Source organism: Flavobacterium kingsejongi, from assembly GCF_003076475.1.
GTDB lineage: Bacteria > Bacteroidota > Bacteroidia > Flavobacteriales > Flavobacteriaceae > Flavobacterium > Flavobacterium kingsejongi.
Window position 1 is genome coordinate 1,383,502 of record NZ_CP020919.1, and the last position, 22,717, is coordinate 1,406,218.

Consider the following 22,717-nt stretch of genomic DNA (forward strand, 5'->3'; position numbering starts at 1 on the left):
AATTTTCATTTTTTAAACTATTTTTGCACTCTGAAAAATGAGGGTATTTCCCATTGTCATAATAAGCTGTTTAATAAATACATAAGTATGTCTAAAGTAATAGGAAAAGTTGCACAGATCATCGGTCCAGTGGTTGACGTAGTGTTCAATACACAAGATGCCGAACTTCCAAAAATTTATGATTCATTAGAAATCACTAAAAAAGATGGTTCTATATTGGTATTAGAAGTTCAGTCACACATAGGTGAAAACACTGTTCGTACTATATCTATGGATTCTACAGACGGATTAAGCAGAGGTTATGAAGTTGTAGGAACAGGAAATCCAATCAAAATGCCAATCGGTGCAGATGTTTACGGACGTTTGTTCAATGTAATCGGTGATGCGATCGATGGATTGGGTGATTTGCCAAAGACCGGAGAGAATGGAATGTCAATTCACCGTCAGGCACCAAAATTTGAAGAATTATCAACTTCTTCTGAAGTTTTATTTACAGGTATCAAAGTAATTGATTTGATCGAGCCTTATGCAAAAGGGGGGAAAATTGGATTATTCGGTGGTGCTGGTGTAGGTAAAACAGTATTGATTCAGGAGTTGATCAACAATATTGCAAAAGGTCACGGTGGACTTTCTGTATTCGCAGGAGTTGGAGAAAGAACACGTGAAGGAAATGACTTACTTCGTGAGATGTTGGAGTCTGGAATTATAAAATATGGTGATGAATTCATGCACTCTATGGAAAATGGAGGATGGGACTTATCCAAAGTAGATAAATTAGGTATGCGTCAGTCAAAAGCGACTTTCGTATTCGGACAAATGAATGAGCCACCTGGAGCACGTGCACGTGTAGCATTATCAGGATTGACTATTGCGGAATTCTTCCGTGATGGTGCTGGTGAAGCACAAGGGAAAGATGTACTTTTCTTCGTGGATAATATTTTCCGTTTTACTCAGGCAGGTTCTGAAGTATCCGCGTTGTTAGGCCGTATGCCTTCAGCGGTAGGTTACCAACCAACACTGGCTACAGAGATGGGAGCTATGCAAGAGCGTATTACTTCTACAAAAAGAGGTTCTATTACATCAGTACAGGCGGTTTACGTTCCTGCGGATGATTTAACGGATCCAGCACCAGCAACTACATTTGCTCACTTGGATGCTACTACAGTATTATCCCGTAAAATTGCGGAGCTTGGTATTTATCCTGCAGTAGATCCTTTGGATTCTACTTCAAGAATCCTTACGCCACAAATCTTAGGTGCTGATCACTATGATTGTGCACAAAGAGTTAAAGAAATTCTACAAAAATACAAACAATTACAGGATATTATCGCCATCCTTGGTATGGAGGAATTATCTGAAGAAGATAAATTGGCGGTGTCAAGAGCAAGACGTGTACAACGTTTCTTATCTCAGCCTTTCCACGTAGCAGAACAATTTACAGGAATTCCTGGAGTTTTGGTAGATATTAAAGAAACAATAAAAGGATTTAATATGATTATGGATGGTGAATTAGACCACCTTCCTGAAGCAGCTTTTAACCTTAAAGGGACTATTGAAGAGGCTATTGAAACTGGAGAGAAAATGTTGGCGGAAGCTTAATTGGCAGATGATCGTATAATCCAAATGGATTTTACTATCTAAACCATTCACTGTAAACTAAAAAACTATGTATTTACAAATTGTATCGCCAGAAGCTACACTATTTTCAGGAGAAGTTACTTCGGTAACCGTGCCAGGTGTTGACGGTGAGTTTCAAATGTTGAATAACCACGCTGCCATCGTTTCTGTTTTGGTAGAAGGTACTATTAAGATTGCAGCTCCAAGCTTTGCGACAAGCACAAGTTTTGAACAGAAATATTCAAAAAATGCCGATAAATATTTATTGCCGATCAAATCCGGAACATTGGAAATGAATGACAATAAAATAATGATTCTGGTAGACTAAGAATCCTCTGTGTCTAGTCCTAGAATAGCAATACAGGATTAATAATAATAAAAGTACATTTTTTAGACAGAAGTAGCTTCATGGTTACTTCTGTTTTTTGTTTTATAGGTTTTCATTTCTATTTCTTTTTGCTGATGCATTTGCATCGGAGTAAGCATATGATTAGAGCAATGCGGTCTTACTAGATTATAAATCTGTATAGATTCCTTAACTACTAACTTAATAATATTAAGTTGCTGATCATTATACCTATCTACTAAAAACTCCTGTTTTAATATTCCATTTACCCTTTCAGCGACCGCATTTTGATATGGATCATAAGACTCAGTCATGCTACAGCGCAGGTTTTTAGTCTTGCGTATCACTTTTTGATATTCATCAGAACAATATTGTATACCTCTATCTGAGTGATGGATTAACGACAAACAACTATTTTTCCTGCTCTTAAGAGCCATTTGTAAAGCTTTAAGACTATTTTCGGCATTTAAATTAGTAGCTACATTAAATCCCATGATCCGTTTTGAATATGCATCTGTTACTAAGCTTAAATAGCAGGGCTTACTTCTTTTTCCGATGTATGTAATATCGGATACCCAAACCTGTTCAGGACGTATTATTTTTAAGTTTTCAATTAAATTCTTGTGTTTTTTAAAACGATGATATGAGTTAGTCGTAATATGATAGCTCCGTTTTGGAGATATTAGCAGATGGTTTACTTTGAGGATATTAAAAAACATATCTCTTCCAATCTTCAATGCTCTAAGCTCCTGGTTTAATAAATAATACAACTTTCTCGTACCGATACGAGGCATTTTCATCCTAATCTTTCTTACCATAAGAATGACTTGTTCAGACTTTGATTGCTTTAAGATTTTTCTTTTAATGCTACGATAATAGACCTGCCTGTCTATCCCGAACAAACTACAGGTAAAACCTAAGGTTTGTTTTTGTTCTTCTTTAAATAGGACAATTGTTCGGGTGATGAGTTTTTTCGGATATCGATATTATATTCTTTCTCTGCAATATCAATAAGCATATCAAAAATAATAGCTTTCTTATCCGTAAAATTAACTTGTTGCTCCAGATGAGCTTTCTGTTTTTCAAGAAGCGTAACTTTAGCTTCGAGTTCCATGATTTGCTGTTCAGGTGTTTTAGCCATTTGAGATGGGGTTTGGGTTTCCCAATCAAAGTTACCAAATTTTCTAAGCCAACTAACAACTGTTGAACGTGCTTGCACACCATATTTTTTACAAGCTCCATGTGTAGATAACTCTCCTCGTTCAATCTCATGGACGATTTGCAATTTGAGAGACATACTGTAATCTCGCTGGGTTCGCTTTACATAATTTTTCTCTTTAGACATAATTGAGTTTTTTTTTGTATCGCTATTTCAGGACGGGACACTGTATAGATAATAAAACGTCCCGATATTCTCGGGACGTTTTTTGTTTTAAGGGGCTTTTTATACTTAGAAACGTATTTGTTCCAAGCAGTGAGGTTTACTATGGGGATATCGTTTTAAAATCGGCTTCCTGGCTGTATTCTATGATGTCGCCAGGCTGGCAATTCAAGACCTGGCAAATGGCCTGAAGCGTAGAAAGCCGGATTGCTTTTGCCTTGCCCGTTTTTAGGATAGACAAGTTTGCGGTAGTCATACCAATCTTCTCTGCAAGTTCATTAGAACGCATTTTCCTTCGGGCAAGCATTACGTCAAGATTGATAATTATTGGCATATTACATTGATAAAGCTTTTTCTTCTTTTTGTTGTTTTGCAATTTGCAACATTTCACTGAGTACAATAAAAAATAGTCCCAGGCAGATGGTGAACAGGAAAAAATCGAAGCCGCCAACACGCAGCTGGATATCCAGTTCCGCTTTTGACAGTGCTTTATACAACGAAATGGGTAACGTCATCAGGAAAGATGCCCCAATAAAGCATTTGCCAATGCGCCCGATGTATTTTATGACAAGATCATCGAGTATTCTTTTCATTGAAAAAAGAGTAAGCACTTTTCGTAACAGGAATACACCGTAAACGAACGTGCCAAAACCAACAAAAAGCAACAGCAGGATAACTTGCGTTTCCATGGAAATTACAGTTACCTCTTCACCATTTACTTCAAAGGGGATTCCCGTAGAATCAGATCCGAATAGCAGGATTGGAATTAAAATAAGGAGCCCGGCGCCTGCCAATGCCGCAAAGAACAGGAAGATGTCCAGCAAAGCTCTTAAAAAGTAAAGTTTTTTCATTGTAAGGAGAAAAGTAAGGATTATTGAGTAAAGGTATAAAATTATTGTAAAACAATAACTAATTACTGCGCTACGGCTAAAAATTAAATTTAATATTTCTACGGAGATTTATATACATTTGCGATATGGCGGTACAATTTCCTAAATCACTGGCTCTAAAGCTTTCCACACGCGAAGACAATGCTTCCCTGCGGCAATTACAGCCTGTATCTAATTTAATAGATTTTTCTTCGAACGATTACTTGGGGTTTTCAAAATCGGAAGTGATTTTTAGTGCAGTTCATTCCTATCTAATAGAAAAAGGTATTAATAGCAATGGATCAACCGGGTCAAGGTTGCTATCTGGAAATCATAATTTGTATGAAATCACTGAAGCTTACATTGCGGAATTTCATCAGGCAGAGTCGGCTTTAATTTTTAATTCAGGCTATGATGCTAATATTGGTTTTTTTAGTGCTGTACCTCAAAAAAATGATTTAGTCCTTTTTGATGAATATTGCCATGCATCAATACGCGCTGGTATCCAGCTTTCTCATTCCAAAGCATATAAATTCAGGCATAATGACCTGGACCAACTGGAGCAACTGATTCTGCGTTGTAAAGCTTCGGAAAAGGGACAGGGAGAAATTTATATCGCAACAGAATCGGTTTTTTCTATGGATGGTGATAGTCCGGATTTTAAGCGGTTAATTGAAATAGCAGCAAAATACAATTGCCTCCTGGTAGTAGATGAAGCTCATGCCTTAGGGGTTTTTGGCACTTCGGGGGAAGGCCTTCTACAATATTTAGGACTGCAGGATCAGGTTTTTGCAAGAATAATGACCTTTGGGAAAGGTCTCGGTTGTCATGGTGCAGCGATACTCGGAGCGGATGGGTTAAAAAAATACCTCATCAATTTTGCCCGCAGTTTTATTTATACAACGGCTTTGCCTCCTCATGCTCTTGCTACTATTTTTAAGGCTTACGAACAATTGGCCGTTTGTACTGCTGAGGATGGATTTCCAGTAAACAGTATTCGTATATTGCGGGAAAATATAAGCCACTTTAATGCCAAAATAATGGAATTGGGATTGACAAATTATTTTATACCCAGCAATTCAGCAATTCACTGTGCGCTTATAGGTGGAAATGCCAATTGTCGCGCTGCGGGCCAATTTCTAAAGGAAAAGGGCTTTGAGGTGAAAGCAATATTGGCCCCCACTGTTACGGAAGGGGAAGAGCGCTTGCGTTTTTGTCTTCACAGCTACACTACAACAACCCAAATTACTGAGGTTTTGGAAGCTTTTGCCGAATATAGGGGATAAGTTATTTTTCATCAGCTTCCTGTAGCAATTGCTTTTTTTTGCCGAGCCAATAGGATTGTTCTTCCCCAAAAAGATAGGCGTAAGGCCGTGTTTCCGGGCTCAGTTCAAAAAGGTTTTTCAATATTGCAATGGTTGGAATAATGAGGATCATTCCCATCAATCCCCAGATCGTACCCCCAATTAGAAGGCCAATAAATGTGACTAAAGCATTCAGATTAACATTGCTTCCCGTAATTCTTGGGGTAAGATAACTACTCTCAACGAGCTGAATAATCGTAAAGGAAACCACCACTGCTGCCGGATAGAAAAAGCTATCTTTAGTGATCAATGCAAACAGGAAAGGCAGTAACGCTCCAACCATAGGTCCCAAATAGGGAATAATATTGAGCATTCCGGCAATCATTCCGAAGAATATGGCATGTTTGATTCCGAGAGAGAACAATACAATAGAGTTGACAATACCTAAAATTACCATTACCTTACTCGCTCCCACAAGATAATTTTGAACTATTTTTCGAATGGATACGATTTTTGCCATTACATCATCGTGTTTCTGTTCTTTAAATAAACGGGTTAAAAATATCGCTAAATGATCGCGGTACAGCAGAAGGAAGAAAATGAATACTGGAAGTAACAAAAGATCGGACAAGGTACCTACAGTAGATAGTATCATCTTACCCATGCCTAATTACGATTTGTCTGCCATTTCGATGATCCGGTCCATTTTGAAGCCATTTTCCATTCCGGTTTCAATGGAAAAAGTTTCGTGTAACCATTTACTGATTTGAACAATATAAGTGTTGCACTTGGAAAATGCATCGCCATCAATATCTTTTACGAATGATTTAATTTGGAGAAAAATTAGAAAAATTAATCCGTTTACAGCAGTTATTGTGGACAACAGCACAATAATGACACTCAGGGCACGTGGAATCTTAATGCGTTCCAGGCGATCACATAAAGGTGTCATCAGCATCGCGACATAACCTGAAACCATCAATGGGACGATGAGCTTTTTGGCCATGATCATAAAAAAAACAATAATGATGATCAGTAATGAGATATAGACGGCTTTAATATAAGGCGGTATTTTACTTTTAAGCATATAAGGGCTATAAAACGAATAGTACAAAAAGACAATAAATAAAAAAGGTCGAAAAGCCCAATAAAATAAGGCCTTAACGATAAAAAAGGTCGAAATTATAAAAAAAACGAATTGTACATATACTACCATATACTACCATTATACTACCATTTAGCACTATAAAACGGGTCAGTACTGTTTAAATACTACCATTGAACCAATGTAACCCATGTTAAAACCCCTTAAAACACTGATAAAATAGCGTTTTAAGGGGTTTTAAAGTATATAAGGTCTGTATGTATGGTTTGTTTGTTGATGCCTCTTTACAGAGGCTTTTTTATGCTTTGAAAAGTGGTTTTAAAATGTGAAATATAGAGTTGCGCATTCAGTTGGGCATTCAGTTGGGCATTCAAAAAACACCAATTTAACAGTTTAAAAGATATAGAAAAAGCCTAAAACAGATCATAAATGATGTGTTTTAGGCTTTAAGTACCTACTTATGTACCTACTAAGCATCGACAATGTTTTGTTAAACACCTGTTATTTAGTTTATTAGCATTATATTATTTACTTCTACTCTCTAAAAAATTAACTTTGGCTTCTAAATCGTTAATTCTCTCGTATATATCAGCAGGATTGGAAAGTTCCCAGGTTAATGCCATTTTAAACTCCCATACTTCTAATATTTCACTTGGTGCCATAGCGAAACTGGGGTATTCGCGCCTATTGTCACTTTTACAATATATTGTACCATACTTTGAAATACGGTTCAGACAACGCTTAATAACTATACCTTCATTTTTGGACACAAGTATAAAAACTCGATCGTCCTTTATGTCCTTTATCCAATTTTCTACAAATTGGCCTACCACATAAGCCCCACTGTGTAGGGTTGGGTACATTGAATGTCCATTAACCTGAAACATTCTAAAAACCCCATTCTGAATATTAGGTATTGAATATGTAGGTAAGCTTTGTATAAATTCCGGATCACCAAAACCATTCAAATAACCAGCAGCAGCTTTTACAGGAACCAGTACTATATTTTCCTTTCCACTGTTATCGACGGTCACAATGTTTGGTGTGTGATTATATATTGGCTCAGGTTCTTTTACATGCGATAACGAATTGTCTTTTTTGGAGTATGAAATTATCATACTCCCTTTGCCTGTAATCAACCAATCAATATTAATAACCGGGAACTTTTCATTTAGATTAATTAAATTTTCGACACTTATTTTCTTTCTGTCAGCTTTAATATCACTAATTCCAGCCTTGTTGGTGCCTATATTATCACCAAAATCCTGCAAATTCTTTACTGCTTCAATTTCTTTCAAGTAGTCGTAAGCCTTGAAAAACCTATGTTTTACGTTATCCATATAAAAAAAAGCATGAAAAATTCATATTATTTATATTTAGTATGAATATTTCATACTAAATTTGTCCCGTACAAAAGGACATAAATTATGAGCAAAGAAACACAAAAAAATAACAATTACAATACGGAAATCCTCAACGCCTTAGCATTTAAGTACAGCGTTACTGTAAACTACATTAGAAAATGTTTACGAGGTTCACGAAAAGGTAAAAAGCCGGAAATAATAATATTAGAATATGAAGAGGGTGTCAAACAGTATCAAAAAGGTATGCAACCGATAATATCTAAGTTCATAAATGAAAATTAAAACAACCAAAAAATGTTCGAATACTATAACAACAACATTTTATGCGTACAGGCAGCCTGGCTGATAGAAGAAGGTATATTAACAAAGCCAAATTTTGATAGCCTAATACTAAGGGGGCAAATTAAAAGGCTGCAGCGCGGGGGAAATGGAAGGGTCGCACTGATAGAGTACGAAACGATCCGCTCCGATATAAAAGAAAAGATCATCGCCCTGGCTGGCGATCCAACGGAAAGAGCAAAGCACATACATTTTAGTGACTACCTTAAAACTGATCAAAACGCGGTCGACTTCTTTAACAACTATACGCTTGACAGTAACGACCCACTGCCTGACAAGAGTATAAAAGAGTATATCGCCAACGCCGAAGTACTAAATGCCATTAAAACGATTTTGGAATCGACAATGAGCAAACGAAAGGCATTAGGTTCGAAAGTGAAACCCTGGGAAAAGATCACAACAATTGTACAGGAATTACCTCGCCACACGTGGCCGCATTCTTTGCCAGCAAATGAAAGACGATTGCAGGATCGTTACAAGATTTACAACGCTGAGGGGTATGTGAGCCTGATACATAAAGGATTTTGCAACAAAAACACCGAAAAGCTGGCCGACGTGGCAAAAAGCTGGGTTTTAGCCCGCTGGAGTGATAGAGTAAGGAAATGCGCAAGTTTCGCACAATTACTGAGGGATTACAACGAACATGCTACCGGTTTAGACTGGCCGACGCTAAAAACGGAACTATCCCTGCGGAATTTTCTCCAAGACCCGAAAATAGAAGCCCTTTGGTATGGGTACCGATACGGGGAATTGAAAGCAAAAGAAAAGTACACCTATCAGCATTCAACCAAATTACCAAGTATGCGCGATTCTCTATGGTACTCAGATGGTACAAAGTTGAATTACTACTATTTGGAAAACGGAAAAATGAAAACGTGCCAGGTTTACGAGGTTTTCGACACTTACAGTGAGGTTTTTGTTGGTTACCACATTAGCCAAACAGAAGATTACGAAGCCCAGTATTTTGCCTTTAAAATGGCTTTACAAACGGCAGGCCACAAGCCATACGAAATCAAGTTTGACAACCAGGGCGGCCACGGTAAGTTAGAGGCATCAAGCTTTTTAAGTAAGATTTCAAGAATTACCAATAAAACGCAGCCTTACAACGGTAAGTCTAAAACAATTGAAAACGCGTTCGGAAGATTCCAGGCGGAATACTTGAAAAGAGACTGGTTTTTTACTGGGATGAATATTACCACCAAAAAGCTGGAATCGCGGGCAAATATGGAATTTATCCTGGACAATGTTAAAAACCTTCCATCCCTCGACGAGGTGAAACAAGTGTACAAACAACGCCGGGAACAATGGAACGCTGCGCCGCATCCAAAAACAGGGGTTTCACGATTAGAAATGTATTTAAACAGTCAGAACCCAGCCACGCCGGAAGTTTCCATTTGGGATATGGTAGATATGTTTTGGATCACCAGGGAAAAACCAGTTACAGCCAATGCCTACGGTATTTCGTTCACTGAGAAAAAGATTAAGTACGATTTCATGGTAATGAAAAATAACATGCCTGACCAAGAGTGGTTACACAAAAATATAGATAAAAAGTTCATTGTAAAGTTTGATCCGTCCGATATGACACTAATACACTTATACGAGCAAACGCCTTTAGGCCTTAGACGTGTAGCGGAGGCAGAACCGAAAACGGTCATACATCGAAATGCACAGGAGCAGGAAGACTGGGAAGCAGAATTTACAAGAAAAGTAAATGCCGAAAATAAAGCGATCAGAATTAACACCAGGAACGAAATGGACGAATTACTGGCAGATCATGACCGCCTGGCGGAAGATTACGGACTGCGTAGTCCAGGGCTTAAAGGGATAGAAAGTAGTAGAAAGCAGAAAGCAAAAATAAAACAGGCTTCAAAACCGCAAGAAGAAAATTACGGCATTGGAGATTATCAAAAGAAAATCAGCAATGCCGTTTTTGAAAGTGATGAATCCGATAAAATGGATTACGTATCAATTTATTAATAAAAAACCGGTGTCACCCTGAGAAAGTCCGCCGGAAGATTACCCAACAATTAACACTTAACACTTAAACAATTCAAAAGTATGGAATTTACACAGAAACAACAAATTGTAGAAAGCTTATCAAATTACATCGCCCGTCACGAAAGCCAAAACAAAGCCGCACAATCGCTTAAAAATGTAAGTGCTGCCACTATTTCCCAAATGATGAATAATAATTGGGATTTGATTACCGACGATATGTTTCGCAACGTCGCAGCACAAATCGGATCATCCACCGAATGGGTTTATGTTGAAACCACCGACTACGTTAAAATGACCCTCTGTTTAGAAGATGCGAAAAAACATAGCATGGCAATGGGTATCATCGGGGCAGCTGGTTCCGGAAAATCACAAACGGCAAAACTATTTGCTGCAAAGAATAAAAACGCTTACGTACTATCATGTAACGAGTTTTGGAACCGAAAAACATTTTTAACTGAATTGCTTACAGCGATGGGTTATGATTCCGCCGGGCTTACGGTTGGCGATATGATGGCGGAGGTTGTACGCCGGCTTAAAGCAAAGGACGAGCCAATCGTCGTTTTAGACGAGGCAGACAAACTACCCGATCAGGTGTTATACTTCTTTATTACCCTTTTTAATGCATTAGAAGACCTTTGCGCCCTTGTAATGTGCGCAACGGATCATTTAGAGAAAAGAATTAGAAGAGGGCGCAAATTGAATAAAAAGGGGCATACCGAGATATACAGCCGATTAGGCCGCAAGTTCATTGAGTTAGGCGGGGTTACTTCTACCGACGTATTTAAAATATGTAGTGCTAATGGGATAAGTGATAAGAGCATGGTTAAAGCTGTTGTTGAGGACTGCGAAAATGATTTAAGACGAGTTAAACGAAAAATACACGCTTTTAAAAGACAAATGGCATGAGTACAAGATTAAAGCGCGCGGTTTCAGTAGATGAAATAAAAAAGATGGTTTTTAAGGTGTTGCAACTGAATGCTTTTTGGCAAAAAATATTAGGGTTGCCGGAAGCGTCGGGCGTTTGGATAATATGGGGCAAATCAGGTTCGGGGAAGTCCCGGTTTAATATGATCCTGGCCAAAATGTTAACTGAGTTCGAAAAAGTAGCTTATAACTCCCTGGAAGAGGGCGCACGGTTATCGCTTCAAAAAAACATTAATGACTGTAAAATGATAGAAGTTAAAGAAAAGTTTGTCATACTGGCCAGGGAGCCGATACCGGAACTAAAAGAACGGTTACGAAAAAAGAGGCGGCCGGGTATTGTTTTTATTGATTCGTTACAATACACCGGATTAACCAAAAAGGAATATTTATCCCTAAAAGAAGAGTTTACCGACGTGCTTTTTATTTTCATAAGCCACGCCAACGGTACAGAACCAAAAGGCAGTGTCGCAGAATTTATACGGTATGATGCTGATATTAAAATCAGGGTAGAAGGTTTTAAAGCGTTTCCAATAAGCCGGTATGGCGGTGGTGAACCTTTTGTAATATGGCCGGAAGCGGCTGCGGAATATTGGAACGACTTAACAAATTAGAGCAATGGAAAACGATATTGAATGGTTCCTAAATCAAAAACCGGAACAAAGCGACAAGCCCCTGGAATTATATCACAAATGGTGTTTAAACAATTCGGTCTCTGAAAAACACTTCCAAAAGGTGTTTGCCAGTCCTAAAATATGCCACTGGTTTATGAACGAACTTAAAAAATGTAATGACGAATTTATAATGCTTTATGAGCGTTACGAAAATTTAAGCTTACTCGAAATTGGTGACCTGTATGGTATATGTATCCTAAGAGTGTTTTCAATTTATCCCAAAACACTGTTAGACGCTGAACGCCCAAAGGAATTGCCTATGCCTTTTAAAATAGATGGGATTAGGCGACCGGAAGTTAAACTATGTTATAACTAAATAACTAAGCTATGCGAAAAAACGAAATCAAATTAAAAATAATGTCTTTGGGTTTATGGTTGATTGAAAACCCCGCCAGCCCCGAATATGGAATTATCCTACGAGACAAACAAAACCTTGAAAAACTCTTAAAAGAAAACGACAATGAATAAAGAAGAAATACAGGAACGCTTAGTACTACTTTTTATAGTGCTTCAATTCGATACCCAGGAGAAAGCAATATTTACGGCTGGCGAACGAATAATGATTAACCAGGAGCGCGGCCATCTGCTTCATGAATTGGATTACTCCGACGCACCCACAAAACCAGTGTCAGCGGAAATCGAAGAAAAAATAAAAGAGGCTACCCGCTTAACCGGTGTTTACGACTGGGAACCCTTAGTACAAATCGACAAGCTTTACAAAAATGAAATCGAATAACATAAATAATATTACTGTCATAGAACTACAATTAATTTCAAATCAATTACCCATGAACACACAAACAGAAAATGAAGCGTTTGAAACTTTTTTAAAGTCAGCTTCACGCCCCGAATCCTTTAAAACAAATCCCAATTATCCAAATGATACGCTACTGGAAGAAAGGTTATCCCAGATTCACAAATCGGACGTCGACAACTTTAACGAAACCCAAAAAGCAAAAGTGTTACAGCTGTCCGATGATGAATTGAAAGCCGAATTAAATCGTCGTGAATCGGCAAAGGTATCGGCCAGGGAATCGTATAAAGATTTAGTTCAGGACACACTACCCAAAGCATTGTTAAACCTGACCGCTTTATCACAGCTTCTTTCCGAAGCTAAAAGGGATATTTTTAAATACTTCGAAAATATCCTGGAATTAAAAAGCCAGGTATTCGGAATAAAGGAAAAACAGCAAACCCACACCTTTAGCACAGAAATAGGCGAAATTACAATCGGGTACCGTGTAACAGATGGTTGGGACGACACCGCCAGCGCCGGGATTGAAAAGGTATCGAAGTTTATAAATTCTTTGTCAAAAAATGCCGAAACTGCCGCCCTGGTCGATATGGTATTTAACTTACTGAAAAAGGATGCAAAAGGGAATTTGAAAGGCTCCAGGGTGTTGGAGTTGCAAAAGCTGGAAACGAAGTTTAATAACGCTGAGTTTTCCGACGGTGTTAAGATCATCGCAGCCGCTTACAAGCCGGTACGGTCTTGCTGGTTCATTGAGGCCTACACTATCCTGGACGATGGCAAAAAGGTAAATATACCCCTGGCAATGTCCTCAGCTGATTTTCCCGCCGGTTATGAGTTTCAATTTAACAAATCATAACATGTCCGTAAAAATCAAACCAATTACTGACCACGAAGTTTACGAGGTAAACGGGAAGGAAGTTTACAAGGATTCGTATAATAACTGGATCGCCAGGGAATCCCTGACCAGTGCAGAACATAAGGCATTTGCCAACTACAAACGGGGGGTTATTAATAACCCAGCTTTCAAGCCACATAAGCCCGCAACGTACTTATAAGTGCGTAAATAGTAATAAACTCAATTATTACATATAATAGTAATCCCCGGCAAACTTAGCTGGGGATATTTTAAAATTCAAAATAACGAGACAATGACAACAGCAACCAAAGACCAAAAACTGGCTATCCGGCGAAATGTCGGCTACGATATCGGGGTAAAGGAGGAATATGTACAATGGGCTACCAACGACAACGCGAAAACAAGCCTTAACGACCTTTCTTTTGACCAGGCTAACCAAATCCTTATCAAGCAGGGAGAAAAGCCCCACACAGGTGAAAATTGGGCTTATTTCGATGCCTTAAACCCAAAGCATAAAAAAATACTATCGCTGATGCGTGAATTGCAGTGGACGAAACCCCACCCAGTCCACCACGAAGTACCAAATATGCTACTGCTTAGTGATTTTTTAAAAAGTGATAAATCACCGGTTAAAAAGCCTTTAAAAGAAATGATAGACAATGAACTATCCAAGATTATTAAAGCCCTCCAGCGTATTATCCTAACCACGAAATACAAAGTGTAATGGCAACGCAAAAAAAGGTAGGAACCTGGAGTATTCAAAAGAAATGCAACCACGATATCGCATACATAGGAGTTGTGTCCATACAGGCCACATGTGAAACCACAGTTATGGTATGTGAGGACTGCAAAAAAGTATTAACTAAACCCACCACCGAAGCATGTTAAAAATAGATTTAAAAATAAACTGGTCGCAATTCGAAGTAATTATTGAAAGTTTACAGGCTATGGAGCAAGTCCAAATAAAAACCAGCGACCAAAGGTTTGTCCGCAGTATTCTATCAAAAACATCGGTTAAGCTTAAAAAGCAACATGTTGGCGGGCAGCTGCTGAGTGAGCAAAAGAAAAAAGCTGTAAAAATTAACCTTGAGTATCACGAAGCTGTAGCCTTAAATGGTATTTTATATGTCTATTCCCATTTAGTAAATGACACATATAAAAAAAATGCTTTGCTAATTATTACTAACGAATTAACGGAAAAAATAGCATGAGTAATTTTAAAACATTTTTTTTTGCAGAAACAATAGCTGAATCAATTAAAGCCGTTTCTGTAGCTTTTAAATCTGCTTCGCTATCAATAGGACTAATTAAAAAAAGAATGGAGCAGGAAGAACAGGCAGCCGAAAAGCGTTACGCAGCAATTGAAAAACATAACAAGATAAATAATATTATTGTTATTGATGATATTGACGACGATACCGTAATTACCCAACAAACAAAAAAAAACTTGCTAAAATGGTACACCCTTCATAATCCCTCACGAAATTCCGGAAGACAGTATGCCGGGGATATGTATAACCGCTTTATGTTACAGCGGAAACGTAGGCCTATCAAATTGGGAGTACATAAGAGGTACCGAAAAGCCCGCCCGGATTATTGGATAACAAAATATTTTAGCTATGGAGCAAGTTACAACATATACAGTTAAAGCGAGGAACGCGCCAGGCCTTTGGGTCTTTAAATATCATTTAAACGGTGCTTTAAGTAGGTTCGAAGTCCTGGACGGAAACCTCACCCAAAAACAAATTAATTGGTTTTTTTACGATGGTAATTTTCCTGCAACCGAATCAGCTATGAAAACGGTTTGGATTCCGAAGGGTAAGGCTAATTTTGAGATTACAACGGCATTACCCGAATTAACTTTCGAAACCCTTTGGAATCTTTACGATAATAAAGTTAAGCGAGTAGAGGCCGAAAAAGCCTTTAAAAAATTAAAGCCTGCCGACGTAATTAAATGCTTCCTGGCAATCCCTGGTTATAATAGATACTTAGCCCGTAAAAATACAGCCAAAGCGCATTTATCAACTTTCATCAATCAGCAATATTACGCAGATGATTGGCAGAAAGCAGCTTAAACCTTTTTAAATTCCAAAGATTCCAAAGATTCCAAAAATTCCAAAAATTCCAAAAATTCCAAACTTACGGTTTTCCGTAAGGTTGGAATAATTGAAGTTTGTAACTTGCCTGGAAAAACAAAAACATGAACATTTTTAAATGGTTATTTTCCAGTTATAAAAAAAACGAAACTGTTGTTATCAATATTTTGGGAAAAGAATATATTATTGATTTGAGTAATGAGGCAACGAAAGAAAGAGCAGCAGAATTTGAGTTGCTTAAAAAAAAATCCTGGAAATCCAAAGGTTCGAAAAGACGTTCTTTAAACTCTTATGAACAAACTATAATTGGAAATACTGGTTTAATTAATTTTTCAGAAAGTGGTGAATATGCCGTAGCCTATTTATCTGCCGGCAATGATTCTATGAAAGGTTATATTTCATTAATACATACACCTAGGGAGAAAGTTTTATTTTCCATCGACGCTATACGTCCACATGATTGTAAAGTATCTAATAACGGTTTTATAGCATGTAACGACTGGGGGAAGGTTGCTAACTCTAAGGGTAAGTTTTTGATATATGACGTAAATGGAGAAATACATTACAAAAGAAGTATTAACGAAAATATAGGGGATTTATGTCTCATAACTCCTGACGGATCACTCGCAGTCTACGATACATTAAGTACGAATTCTTTGAGGGTTATAGATGTTAAAAATAAAAAACAACTCAAATCATTTGATAAGTACTCTACAAATGTAATGCGAGCCGAATTCGAAGGAAAAACAATAATTTTTGAATATAACTCCCCAAAAAGAAATTTAAAAATAATAAACGAATAATTGGAATTCCAACTATTCCAAAACACTATTAAAAATGGCTATACCCTTAGAATTTGTATCACATATAAAAGACAAACCTACCTATTTCGCGGAAAAGATTATTAAAGGAATATGCGATCGTAAGCCGATGTATTTTTTGATTGAAGCCGAACAACGCCGCCCGCTAAATTTTGATAAAAAGGTTTATTTCACTTGTGGTGAAAAAATACATACAATTAGAAAAGACGAGCAGAATGTTTGGGAAATTAGGGAGGTTATAATCCCTGTGTTACGATTAGTTTCCGAAAACCCCGACCAAAACCCAACGATCCAGTTTGCACCAGCTTTTCATTGTATGGGAATTCAAAAAGTAGTAATGGTTATCACGGATAATAATATCCAAATTACAATTGATGGCCGCCCAATACATGAAATATTTGAAAGGCTAAAATTTGCACTAAATGACGGATTCGACTATTGGAGTGATTTTGCAGCCTATTGGAAGCCGATTATAAAAAAATCACCCCAGGGCGTGTATCAAGGCAAAATAATCCATTTTACAGGGTTTCTATATTAATGGAATTCCAAAGATTCCAAAGATTCTAATTATTCTAAAACGTTAAAAGTATGGTATTAAATTTTTTATCACAGATAAATGATAAGCCGACGTATTTTGCCGAAAAACTTACAAAGGGGTTGCTTCAAAACAAGGATATCCAATTAAGGGAACAAATGATAGATCGGGTGCGGGTATTATTTGATGCTGATGTGTATGCCTGCTGTGCCCCGAAAATACATGAGATAATCGACTTTAATTTATACTTTGAGCCGCACGAATACATTGTGCCAACTATAGCCGTTATCCGTAAAAAAATGGGCGAACTCAAGTGTTATGAAATGGTTCACATTTCACGGCCATTTAAAATTAACGGCTACCAAAATGTAATTATTGAAGCTGATAAAACTAATTTGCAAATATCTGTTAACGGCCGTAAATCGTACGATAAGGCCGCCAGCTTAAAGTTTGCCGTTAATGAGGGTTTCGACACCTGGGCGGACTTCTCAGACTATTGGCGACCGAAAGCCGAAAAATGCCGGGATAATATATATTTTGGCCGCATGATCCATTTTACAGATTTTAGGTATTAATTAGGATTCTAAAGATTCCTGTTATTCCAAAGATTCCAAATTGAGTAAAACCGTAATTATTAAAGAATGAATATATTTAATTTTGAAAAAAAAATGTCATGGATGATAATAAGACAGCTTATGAAATATGGGTAGAACATAAAGAGAGTATGCGTAAAATGGAGAAGCGGCACCGTAAAGAAAAGTGGTTTTTAATAATTGCAACAATTGTTATTTTATCGGCACCAGTAGGTGTTTTAGTGCAAATTCCGGTTATATTGATCACCCCATTCCGTTTTAAAGTGAGCACCTGATTCCAGTTCAAAATGACCACCTAATTCCGGTGCAAAGTGAGCACCTCCGTTTTGATTAAAAACTATATTTTTTCATCTGTTAATTAGTATTCAAATATAATAAAATATCACTCTTTGTTTATTCCTCTTTTCTTTCTCATGGATTCTCCATGTAATTCAAGCCTATGAGATTGGTGTATAAGTCTGTCTAATATTGCATCGGCTATCGTTTTTTCTCCAATTATATCATACCAGCCTTGAACTGGTATTTGTGATGTCACGATTATAGAGCCGTTATTATGCCTGTCCTCTATGATCTCTAAAAGAGTAATTCGGTTATGGCTGTCAAGTGCCTGGAGTCCAAAATCATCAAGTATTATAACATCCTGTCTTTGTATTTTGGTAAGTTCCCGTAGATAAGTACCATCTGCTTTAGCCATTTTTAGTCTAGCGAACAATTTTAAGGTATTAAAATAACTTACCTTAAAACCCTGTATACAGGCTTGATAACCTAATGCAGTACCTAAATAACTTTTACCGACACCGGTGCTTCCAGTGATTAAAATGTTTTCGTTTTTCTCTATAAATTCGCATTCTGCCAGACGCAGTACCATGTTTCGGTCCAGGTTACGTGATACATCAAAATTGATACTTTCAATATTTGATTTGTAATGGAATTTGGCATTAGTGATACTTCGTTCAATACGACGATTGTACCTTTCATCCCATTCTGCATCAATAATCATCGATACAAACTGGTCAAGGGTATAATGATCTGTTTTCCCGCTTTCAATGGCTGTTTTAAAAGCATTAAACATGCCATAAAGCTTCATTTGTTTCATTTTGGTTACTGTGGATTCATTCATTTTTTCAAGATTTAATTTAGTTATAATAGTGTTTTCCTCTTATGTTACTGTGATCGGGAAGTTCCTGCTCAGGTTCTTGATCAAAATCAATATGATCCAAGTTGTTTTCTAAAATGTTTTGTATGGTCTTAAAATTGTAAATTTTAAAATCAAGTGCCCGCCTGCAGGCATTTATTAATCGCTGTCTGCCTACCTTTTTTTCAAAATTCAGTATTCCTAAACAGCTTTTATAAGCCTGTTCTGGATGATTTCTGCTTTCGATTATCTGCATTATATATTCTCCTACTGACTCATCAATATTATTAGCCCATTCAATGAAGCGGGCAGCACTCCATTGGGCTACAAATTGATGTGTACTGGCTAAATGCTCAGGAGTTGTTGTATAGACATAAGGTTTGTAGTTTCTTGGATGTACAGCTATTCGATTGTATTTATAATAAATCTCTACTGTTGATTTGGTATATAACAGCTTGGCTTTCTTCTTTACATATTGATACGGAACGCTGTAATAGTTTTTGTCCTGGCTTAATTGAACATGACCGTTTTGCATTACTGTTGCAAAAGACTGGTATTTAATTTCAAAACGATCTTGTGGGAGTGGACGCAGTTTTTCTTTCTCGTCTTCTAAAAATAATTCAAAGCGGGAATAAGGGCGTCCTGTCAGTTTTCTGTTATTGTGAGAGTCAAGTAAATCCCAGATCTGCTGGTTTAATTCTTCCAGAGAAAAGAACTTAGTTTCTTTTATGGTTACATAAATCCTTCGATATAATATCTTAACAGCTCCTTCAACTAGTGACTTGTCTCTGGGCCTGTAAGCTCTGGCAGGTAAAATTGTGGTTTCGTAATGTTCTGCTAAATCAGCCAGGGTTTCATTGATTGTCGGTTCAAAACGACTGCTTTTTATTACGGCAGATTTTAAATTATCTGGAACAATGGCGGCAGGAGTGCCTTCAAAAAAGCGCATGGCATTTTCTACCGAGTCAACAAAGTTTTCCTTTTGCTGGCTCATGGAAGCTTCAGCATACGTGTATTGGCTAGCGCCCAATATTGCTACAAAAAATTGTACTTCTTTGACTTCTCCAGTATCTATATCAATAATTGAGAGTGTCTTTCCGGCATAATCAACATACATTTTATCACCAGCCTTATGGTTCATATGCATGACCGGATTAACTCGTTTGCCCCATATATTGTAATGATAATGAAATTGTGAAGTTCGATAACCATCAGGATTTACAGCAATATATTGTTCCCACATATGCTGTACGGTAACGCCAACTTTTTTTAGTTCACGTTCCATTTTAGGAAAAAAATCATAAAGTGTCTGTAATCTCGGGCTAATGGCCTCTACACTAGTCTGGGAGAATAAAAGTTCCAGCTCTGCATCGGTTTTTTGGTCGATTAATTCAAAGCTTAATTCGAGAACTTCAAATAAAGAAATATATTTCTTTACCGTATTTCTTGAAAGGGATAAGTAGCTACTTATAAATAACTTACTCTTTCCATTACAATAGAATTTAATTACTTTTCTAATTTTACTCATGTCTGTTATTTTGTTTGCCATAATCCGTAAATTTTTAACGAATGTATGGTTCTAACAACATGAAAAAATCAATAGTTTTTAATACTTAATTCACCACAAAACTTGGTGGTCAATTTGCTCCGGAATTAGGTGGTCAGTTTGCTCCGGAACGGGTGGTCAATTTACTCCGGAATTAGGTGGTCAAATTGACCGGTTTTTCCACCCTGACTTTGAAAGATAATACCGTCCAATCCTTTACCCGATCAAAAATGGAAAGTTTGGAAAAGTCGGAAAACACCGGAAAGGAGTACTATATCGTAGACCTGGTTAATATTGACCCTCTTACGGCCAGTTATGAAGATTTAAAGGCACTTTCGAAAGGGCTTTCCCTTGGTACTGCCGGTAAAACAAAACAGGACTATATCGCTGCTATTGAAGTTGCAAAAGCTGAACTTAACGCATAATGGCACAAGGTACAGGAACCCCCGGCGTAACAGTAGCTGTCACGTCAGGGAACCTGCAGCGCCCAGTCCCTGTACTGGACGGCATTGCAGGAATCATGGGAACGGCTTATACCGTTGCAAACATCGGTGTCGTTAAAACGGTTTATGGGTACGACGATGCTGTGGAAAAAGGATATACCCCGGAATTAGAGCCTTTTTTGAATAAGCAACTAAGGGAGTTTTACAACGAATTGGGCGGAACTCAGGAAGTTTGGGTTTTGGGAGTTGAAGATACTATGCTGTTAAAAGATATGGTTAGCACAACGAATGCGAACGGGCTTAAAAAGCTTTTAGCGGTAAGCCGTGGAAGGGTAAATATGCCTTATATCTGCCGCAAGCCGGACGCAACCTACACCCCGCCAGTTGCATTTTTGGACAAAGATGTTTCCGACGCTGTTACGGCTTCAAAAGCACTTTGCCAATACCAGCAAAAAATAAACCAGCCAATCAGATTACTAATTGAGGGGCGTGTCGTGGACGTTGACCAGGCTAACACGTTTATGCCGGCTACTGCGTCGAATACTTACGTCGGTGTAGTGTTGGGTGGTTCTTTGGCTGATGGCTCCGCAAGTGGCTCCGTAGCACTGGCCAGGGCGATTAAATACGGCGCACATGTAAAAATAGGGAACGGCCAAAATGGCGCGCTGACTATTACACCCGTGTTTATCGGCGATCGTCCTTTGGAAGAATTTTTCCCGGAAGAACTGGACAACCTGAGCGATGCAGGGTATATCATTTTTCATCACCGCGACGGTGCCGCAGGGTATTATTTCGGGATTGATAAAATGGCCGGAAACGATGATTTTGAAATCCTGGCTTACGGCCGAATGATGGATAAAGTACAACGTATCGCTACAGCTACCAGTATGCCATTTGTTGAAACATCGGTACGTATGAACCCGGACGGAACCATCAACGATGCAGATGCGCAATACCTGGAGGACTTGATCAAAACGGCAATTTTAGCCGGTACGGAAGCTCAGCTGAGCGCGGTAGATGTAATTATCCCTACTGCCCAAAATATCATTAATACCAGCACCCTGTCGATACAGGTAAAAATACAACCATTAGGGTACCTGACCTGGATTAATATAACAATGGGTTTAACTACTAATCTATAATCAATGAATGTAAATATAACCTCTTCGGAATGTGCTTGGTCACAGTTCGAAATCAAATTATTAGGGCGTACAATAAAAGGCCTCCGGGGGTTCAGTTTGAAAAAAGAAGTCGAAAAGGAACACTTATACGGTAGCGGTTCCGACCCTATTGATATCATGACCGGAAATAAGAAGTACGACGGAAATATCAAGCTTTTAGGCTTCGAAGCGGATGCCATGAACAAAGCTGCAAAAATAGCGGGCTACGATGATATAACCGAAGTGCCTCACGAAACAATTGTAATTACAGTCTCTTATAAAAAAAGGGCTACCGATGCCATTTCGACGTATGTCGCCAGCGGTGTGGCTTTCACTGAGACGGGTGTCGAACTGGAGCAAAACGCCAAAAACCGGGAAATAACATTGCCATTTATCGCAATGAATATATCCCACTCAGTCGCTTAAAACTAACAAAAAAATAAAAAAAGACAATGTCTAAAAACGTAAAAAGTGCTTTCGCGGCACGTCAAGCAAAAGAAATCAGTAAAGCAGAAACGCCAAAAGTAACAGCGGATAATAACCTGGGAGCATTCGAAAAAAGGTTTACCCTGGCACAGCTGGAAAATTGGAAAAAACAGTATGGTGGTCGTGAATTGATTTTGTTACATGTAGGTAGTTCTTTGGCCGTATTACGACCACCAACGGCGGACGATTTAGGGGATTATATGACTACGATCGGAACGGCCTCTTTAGGTAAGGCAGTAGCCCTGATTATGGAAGCGCTTTGGATCGATGGCGATATCGATTTGATTGATGACGAGGACAAATTTATCGCGGTGTTTTTACAAATAAATAACATCTTGGAAGGGAAGAAAGCCGACTTTTTTCGCTTTTAG

At 38.0% G+C, this 22,717-nt stretch carries 31 protein-coding genes and 1 pseudogene; 24 read left to right on the plus strand and 8 right to left on the minus strand.

The window, feature by feature from the left end:
* The first annotated feature begins 87 nt into the window (after positions 1 to 87).
* Positions 88 to 1,599: a F0F1 ATP synthase subunit beta gene (gene atpD, locus FK004_RS05850; protein ID WP_108736425.1), complete on the plus strand. Its 1,512-nt coding sequence runs from the start codon at positions 88 to 90 to the stop codon at positions 1,597 to 1,599.
* A 67-nt stretch (positions 1,600 to 1,666) separates the two neighbouring features.
* On the plus strand, positions 1,667 to 1,945 hold the full coding sequence (locus FK004_RS05855) for a FoF1 ATP synthase subunit delta/epsilon (RefSeq protein WP_108736426.1): 279 nt from the start codon (positions 1,667 to 1,669) through the stop codon (positions 1,943 to 1,945).
* A gap of 62 nt (positions 1,946 to 2,007) precedes the next feature.
* On the opposite strand, the gene FK004_RS05860 is transcribed toward FK004_RS05855, so the two are convergent.
* The 4 genes from FK004_RS05860 to FK004_RS05870 all read right to left on the minus strand — a co-directional run bounded on the left by FK004_RS05860 (position 2,008) and on the right by FK004_RS05870 (position 4,195).
* On the minus strand, positions 2,008 to 2,865 hold the full coding sequence (locus FK004_RS05860) for an IS3 family transposase (protein WP_262497642.1): 858 nt from the start codon (positions 2,863 to 2,865) through the stop codon (positions 2,008 to 2,010).
* A 14-nt stretch (positions 2,866 to 2,879) separates the two neighbouring features.
* A complete protein-coding gene (locus tag FK004_RS19395; RefSeq protein ID WP_227871586.1) occupies positions 2,880 to 3,308 on the minus strand; it encodes a hypothetical protein in 429 nt (142 codons plus the stop codon).
* Between the two features lie 139 nt (positions 3,309 to 3,447).
* Complete coding sequence (locus tag FK004_RS05865) at positions 3,448 to 3,678, minus strand: helix-turn-helix domain-containing protein (protein WP_108736427.1); 231 nt, start codon at positions 3,676 to 3,678, stop codon at positions 3,448 to 3,450.
* A 1-nt stretch (position 3,679) separates the two neighbouring features.
* Positions 3,680 to 4,195, minus strand: coding sequence for a DUF2975 domain-containing protein (locus FK004_RS05870; protein WP_108736428.1), 516 nt, complete (start codon positions 4,193 to 4,195; stop codon positions 3,680 to 3,682).
* Positions 4,196 to 4,320: 125 nt separating this feature from the next.
* Here FK004_RS05870 and FK004_RS05875 point away from each other — a divergent pair, with 125 nt between their 5' ends.
* Positions 4,321 to 5,499, plus strand: a complete 1,179-nt coding sequence (locus tag FK004_RS05875; RefSeq protein ID WP_108736429.1) for an aminotransferase class I/II-fold pyridoxal phosphate-dependent enzyme — start codon at positions 4,321 to 4,323, stop codon at positions 5,497 to 5,499.
* 1 nt (position 5,500) lies between these two features.
* Here FK004_RS05875 and FK004_RS05880 read toward each other — a convergent pair.
* A pseudogene (locus FK004_RS05880) lies at positions 5,501 to 6,733 on the minus strand (AI-2E family transporter).
* Between the two features lie 413 nt (positions 6,734 to 7,146).
* On the minus strand, positions 7,147 to 7,920 hold the full coding sequence (locus FK004_RS05885; protein ID WP_157956040.1) for a S24 family peptidase: 774 nt from the start codon (positions 7,918 to 7,920) through the stop codon (positions 7,147 to 7,149).
* Positions 7,921 to 8,049: 129 nt separating this feature from the next.
* Here FK004_RS05885 and FK004_RS05890 point away from each other — a divergent pair, with 129 nt between their 5' ends.
* The 17 genes from FK004_RS05890 to FK004_RS05965 all read left to right on the plus strand — a co-directional run bounded on the left by FK004_RS05890 (position 8,050) and on the right by FK004_RS05965 (position 17,851).
* Positions 8,050 to 8,268: a hypothetical protein gene (locus FK004_RS05890; RefSeq protein ID WP_108736431.1), complete on the plus strand. Its 219-nt coding sequence runs from the start codon at positions 8,050 to 8,052 to the stop codon at positions 8,266 to 8,268.
* A gap of 12 nt (positions 8,269 to 8,280) precedes the next feature.
* Positions 8,281 to 10,305 (plus strand): kinase, encoded by a 2,025-nt coding sequence (locus FK004_RS05895; RefSeq protein ID WP_108736432.1) that lies wholly within the window; start codon positions 8,281 to 8,283, stop codon positions 10,303 to 10,305.
* An 81-nt stretch (positions 10,306 to 10,386) separates the two neighbouring features.
* Positions 10,387 to 11,232: an AAA family ATPase gene (locus FK004_RS05900; protein ID WP_108736433.1), complete on the plus strand. Its 846-nt coding sequence runs from the start codon at positions 10,387 to 10,389 to the stop codon at positions 11,230 to 11,232.
* Entirely contained in the window at positions 11,229 to 11,861 is a 633-nt protein-coding gene (locus tag FK004_RS05905) for an ATP-binding protein (protein WP_227871679.1), read from the plus strand. The genes FK004_RS05900 and FK004_RS05905 overlap by 4 nt, the downstream gene beginning before the upstream one ends.
* A 4-nt stretch (positions 11,862 to 11,865) precedes the next feature.
* Positions 11,866 to 12,237, plus strand: a complete 372-nt coding sequence (locus FK004_RS05910) for a hypothetical protein (protein WP_108736434.1) — start codon at positions 11,866 to 11,868, stop codon at positions 12,235 to 12,237.
* Between the two features lie 11 nt (positions 12,238 to 12,248).
* Positions 12,249 to 12,389 (plus strand): hypothetical protein, encoded by a 141-nt coding sequence (locus FK004_RS19165; protein WP_157956041.1) that lies wholly within the window; start codon positions 12,249 to 12,251, stop codon positions 12,387 to 12,389.
* Positions 12,382 to 12,657 (plus strand): hypothetical protein, encoded by a 276-nt coding sequence (locus FK004_RS05915; protein WP_108736435.1) that lies wholly within the window; start codon positions 12,382 to 12,384, stop codon positions 12,655 to 12,657. Before FK004_RS19165 ends, FK004_RS05915 begins: the two co-directional genes overlap by 8 nt.
* Positions 12,658 to 12,709: 52 nt before the next feature.
* Positions 12,710 to 13,531, plus strand: a complete 822-nt coding sequence (locus FK004_RS05920) for a DUF3164 family protein (RefSeq protein ID WP_108736436.1) — start codon at positions 12,710 to 12,712, stop codon at positions 13,529 to 13,531.
* A gap of 1 nt (position 13,532) precedes the next feature.
* Positions 13,533 to 13,730: a hypothetical protein gene (locus FK004_RS05925; RefSeq protein ID WP_108736437.1), complete on the plus strand. Its 198-nt coding sequence runs from the start codon at positions 13,533 to 13,535 to the stop codon at positions 13,728 to 13,730.
* Between the two features lie 93 nt (positions 13,731 to 13,823).
* Positions 13,824 to 14,255, plus strand: coding sequence for a hypothetical protein (locus FK004_RS05930; protein WP_108736438.1), 432 nt, complete (start codon positions 13,824 to 13,826; stop codon positions 14,253 to 14,255).
* Positions 14,256 to 14,412: 157 nt separating this feature from the next.
* Positions 14,413 to 14,742, plus strand: coding sequence for a hypothetical protein (locus FK004_RS05935; RefSeq protein WP_108736439.1), 330 nt, complete (start codon positions 14,413 to 14,415; stop codon positions 14,740 to 14,742).
* Complete coding sequence (locus tag FK004_RS05940; protein ID WP_108736440.1) at positions 14,739 to 15,179, plus strand: hypothetical protein; 441 nt, start codon at positions 14,739 to 14,741, stop codon at positions 15,177 to 15,179. Before FK004_RS05935 ends, FK004_RS05940 begins: the two co-directional genes overlap by 4 nt.
* Positions 15,151 to 15,606 carry a hypothetical protein gene (locus FK004_RS05945; protein ID WP_108736441.1) on the plus strand — a complete coding sequence of 152 codons (456 nt, stop codon included), beginning with the start codon at positions 15,151 to 15,153 and terminating at the stop codon, positions 15,604 to 15,606. The genes FK004_RS05940 and FK004_RS05945 overlap by 29 nt, the downstream gene beginning before the upstream one ends.
* Positions 15,607 to 15,731: 125 nt before the next feature.
* Positions 15,732 to 16,430 (plus strand): hypothetical protein, encoded by a 699-nt coding sequence (locus FK004_RS05950; RefSeq protein WP_108736442.1) that lies wholly within the window; start codon positions 15,732 to 15,734, stop codon positions 16,428 to 16,430.
* 34 nt (positions 16,431 to 16,464) lie between these two features.
* On the plus strand, positions 16,465 to 16,986 hold the full coding sequence (locus tag FK004_RS05955) for a hypothetical protein (RefSeq protein ID WP_108736443.1): 522 nt from the start codon (positions 16,465 to 16,467) through the stop codon (positions 16,984 to 16,986).
* 50 nt (positions 16,987 to 17,036) lie between these two features.
* Positions 17,037 to 17,558, plus strand: coding sequence for a hypothetical protein (locus FK004_RS05960; RefSeq protein ID WP_108736444.1), 522 nt, complete (start codon positions 17,037 to 17,039; stop codon positions 17,556 to 17,558).
* A 98-nt stretch (positions 17,559 to 17,656) separates the two neighbouring features.
* Entirely contained in the window at positions 17,657 to 17,851 is a 195-nt protein-coding gene (locus tag FK004_RS05965; RefSeq protein WP_108736445.1) for a hypothetical protein, read from the plus strand.
* Between the two features lie 107 nt (positions 17,852 to 17,958).
* Here the strand turns inward: FK004_RS05965 and istB are convergent, their stop codons facing one another.
* Positions 17,959 to 18,696 (minus strand): IS21-like element helper ATPase IstB, encoded by a 738-nt coding sequence (istB, locus tag FK004_RS05970; RefSeq protein WP_108736446.1) that lies wholly within the window; start codon positions 18,694 to 18,696, stop codon positions 17,959 to 17,961.
* A 16-nt stretch (positions 18,697 to 18,712) separates the two neighbouring features.
* Positions 18,713 to 20,260, minus strand: coding sequence for an IS21 family transposase (gene istA, locus FK004_RS05975; protein ID WP_108735486.1), 1,548 nt, complete (start codon positions 20,258 to 20,260; stop codon positions 18,713 to 18,715).
* A gap of 227 nt (positions 20,261 to 20,487) precedes the next feature.
* Here istA and FK004_RS05980 point away from each other — a divergent pair, with 227 nt between their 5' ends.
* The 4 genes from FK004_RS05980 to FK004_RS05995 are packed head-to-tail and all read left to right on the plus strand — an operon-like array spanning position 20,488 to position 22,717.
* A complete protein-coding gene (locus FK004_RS05980; RefSeq protein WP_157956042.1) occupies positions 20,488 to 20,682 on the plus strand; it encodes a hypothetical protein in 195 nt (64 codons plus the stop codon).
* The gene (locus tag FK004_RS05985; RefSeq protein WP_108736448.1) at positions 20,682 to 21,842 is read left to right on the plus strand and encodes a DUF2586 family protein; all 1,161 of its coding nucleotides are present in this window, start codon (positions 20,682 to 20,684) and stop codon (positions 21,840 to 21,842) included. The genes FK004_RS05980 and FK004_RS05985 overlap by 1 nt, the downstream gene beginning before the upstream one ends.
* 3 nt (positions 21,843 to 21,845) lie before the next feature.
* On the plus strand, positions 21,846 to 22,286 hold the full coding sequence (locus tag FK004_RS05990) for a hypothetical protein (RefSeq protein WP_108736449.1): 441 nt from the start codon (positions 21,846 to 21,848) through the stop codon (positions 22,284 to 22,286).
* A 26-nt stretch (positions 22,287 to 22,312) separates the two neighbouring features.
* A complete protein-coding gene (locus FK004_RS05995; protein WP_108736450.1) occupies positions 22,313 to 22,717 on the plus strand; it encodes a hypothetical protein in 405 nt (134 codons plus the stop codon).

What these genes read in the sequence shown, in the direction of transcription:
- FK004_RS05915 (WP_108736435.1), top strand. Translation starts at nt 12,382, where the DNA reads ATGAATAAAGAAGAAATACAGGAACGCTTAGTACTACTTTTTATAGTG.
- FK004_RS05980 (WP_157956042.1), top strand. Translation starts at nt 20,488, where the DNA reads ATGGAAAGTTTGGAAAAGTCGGAAAACACCGGAAAGGAGTACTATATC.
- FK004_RS05895 (WP_108736432.1), top strand. Translation starts at nt 8,281, where the DNA reads ATGTTCGAATACTATAACAACAACATTTTATGCGTACAGGCAGCCTGG.
- FK004_RS05870 (WP_108736428.1), bottom strand. Translation starts at nt 4,195, where the DNA reads ATGAAAAAACTTTACTTTTTAAGAGCTTTGCTGGACATCTTCCTGTTC.
- FK004_RS05925 (WP_108736437.1), top strand. Translation starts at nt 13,533, where the DNA reads ATGTCCGTAAAAATCAAACCAATTACTGACCACGAAGTTTACGAGGTA.
- FK004_RS05990 (WP_108736449.1), top strand. Translation starts at nt 21,846, where the DNA reads ATGAATGTAAATATAACCTCTTCGGAATGTGCTTGGTCACAGTTCGAA.
- FK004_RS05940 (WP_108736440.1), top strand. Translation starts at nt 14,739, where the DNA reads ATGAGTAATTTTAAAACATTTTTTTTTGCAGAAACAATAGCTGAATCA.
- FK004_RS05930 (WP_108736438.1), top strand. Translation starts at nt 13,824, where the DNA reads ATGACAACAGCAACCAAAGACCAAAAACTGGCTATCCGGCGAAATGTC.
- atpD (WP_108736425.1), top strand. Translation starts at nt 88, where the DNA reads ATGTCTAAAGTAATAGGAAAAGTTGCACAGATCATCGGTCCAGTGGTT.
- FK004_RS05960 (WP_108736444.1), top strand. Translation starts at nt 17,037, where the DNA reads ATGGTATTAAATTTTTTATCACAGATAAATGATAAGCCGACGTATTTT.
- istA (WP_108735486.1), bottom strand. Translation starts at nt 20,260, where the DNA reads ATGGCAAACAAAATAACAGACATGAGTAAAATTAGAAAAGTAATTAAA.
- FK004_RS19395 (WP_227871586.1), bottom strand. Translation starts at nt 3,308, where the DNA reads ATGTCTAAAGAGAAAAATTATGTAAAGCGAACCCAGCGAGATTACAGT.
- FK004_RS05900 (WP_108736433.1), top strand. Translation starts at nt 10,387, where the DNA reads ATGGAATTTACACAGAAACAACAAATTGTAGAAAGCTTATCAAATTAC.
- FK004_RS05890 (WP_108736431.1), top strand. Translation starts at nt 8,050, where the DNA reads ATGAGCAAAGAAACACAAAAAAATAACAATTACAATACGGAAATCCTC.
- FK004_RS05950 (WP_108736442.1), top strand. Translation starts at nt 15,732, where the DNA reads ATGAACATTTTTAAATGGTTATTTTCCAGTTATAAAAAAAACGAAACT.
- FK004_RS05920 (WP_108736436.1), top strand. Translation starts at nt 12,710, where the DNA reads ATGAACACACAAACAGAAAATGAAGCGTTTGAAACTTTTTTAAAGTCA.
- FK004_RS05865 (WP_108736427.1), bottom strand. Translation starts at nt 3,678, where the DNA reads ATGCCAATAATTATCAATCTTGACGTAATGCTTGCCCGAAGGAAAATG.
- FK004_RS05995 (WP_108736450.1), top strand. Translation starts at nt 22,313, where the DNA reads ATGTCTAAAAACGTAAAAAGTGCTTTCGCGGCACGTCAAGCAAAAGAA.
- FK004_RS05910 (WP_108736434.1), top strand. Translation starts at nt 11,866, where the DNA reads ATGGAAAACGATATTGAATGGTTCCTAAATCAAAAACCGGAACAAAGC.
- FK004_RS19165 (WP_157956041.1), top strand. Translation starts at nt 12,249, where the DNA reads ATGCGAAAAAACGAAATCAAATTAAAAATAATGTCTTTGGGTTTATGG.
- FK004_RS05955 (WP_108736443.1), top strand. Translation starts at nt 16,465, where the DNA reads ATGGCTATACCCTTAGAATTTGTATCACATATAAAAGACAAACCTACC.
- FK004_RS05935 (WP_108736439.1), top strand. Translation starts at nt 14,413, where the DNA reads ATGTTAAAAATAGATTTAAAAATAAACTGGTCGCAATTCGAAGTAATT.
- istB (WP_108736446.1), bottom strand. Translation starts at nt 18,696, where the DNA reads ATGAATGAATCCACAGTAACCAAAATGAAACAAATGAAGCTTTATGGC.
- FK004_RS05875 (WP_108736429.1), top strand. Translation starts at nt 4,321, where the DNA reads ATGGCGGTACAATTTCCTAAATCACTGGCTCTAAAGCTTTCCACACGC.
- FK004_RS05945 (WP_108736441.1), top strand. Translation starts at nt 15,151, where the DNA reads ATGGAGCAAGTTACAACATATACAGTTAAAGCGAGGAACGCGCCAGGC.
- FK004_RS05855 (WP_108736426.1), top strand. Translation starts at nt 1,667, where the DNA reads ATGTATTTACAAATTGTATCGCCAGAAGCTACACTATTTTCAGGAGAA.
- FK004_RS05965 (WP_108736445.1), top strand. Translation starts at nt 17,657, where the DNA reads ATGGATGATAATAAGACAGCTTATGAAATATGGGTAGAACATAAAGAG.
- FK004_RS05905 (WP_227871679.1), top strand. Translation starts at nt 11,229, where the DNA reads ATGAGTACAAGATTAAAGCGCGCGGTTTCAGTAGATGAAATAAAAAAG.
- FK004_RS05985 (WP_108736448.1), top strand. Translation starts at nt 20,682, where the DNA reads ATGGCACAAGGTACAGGAACCCCCGGCGTAACAGTAGCTGTCACGTCA.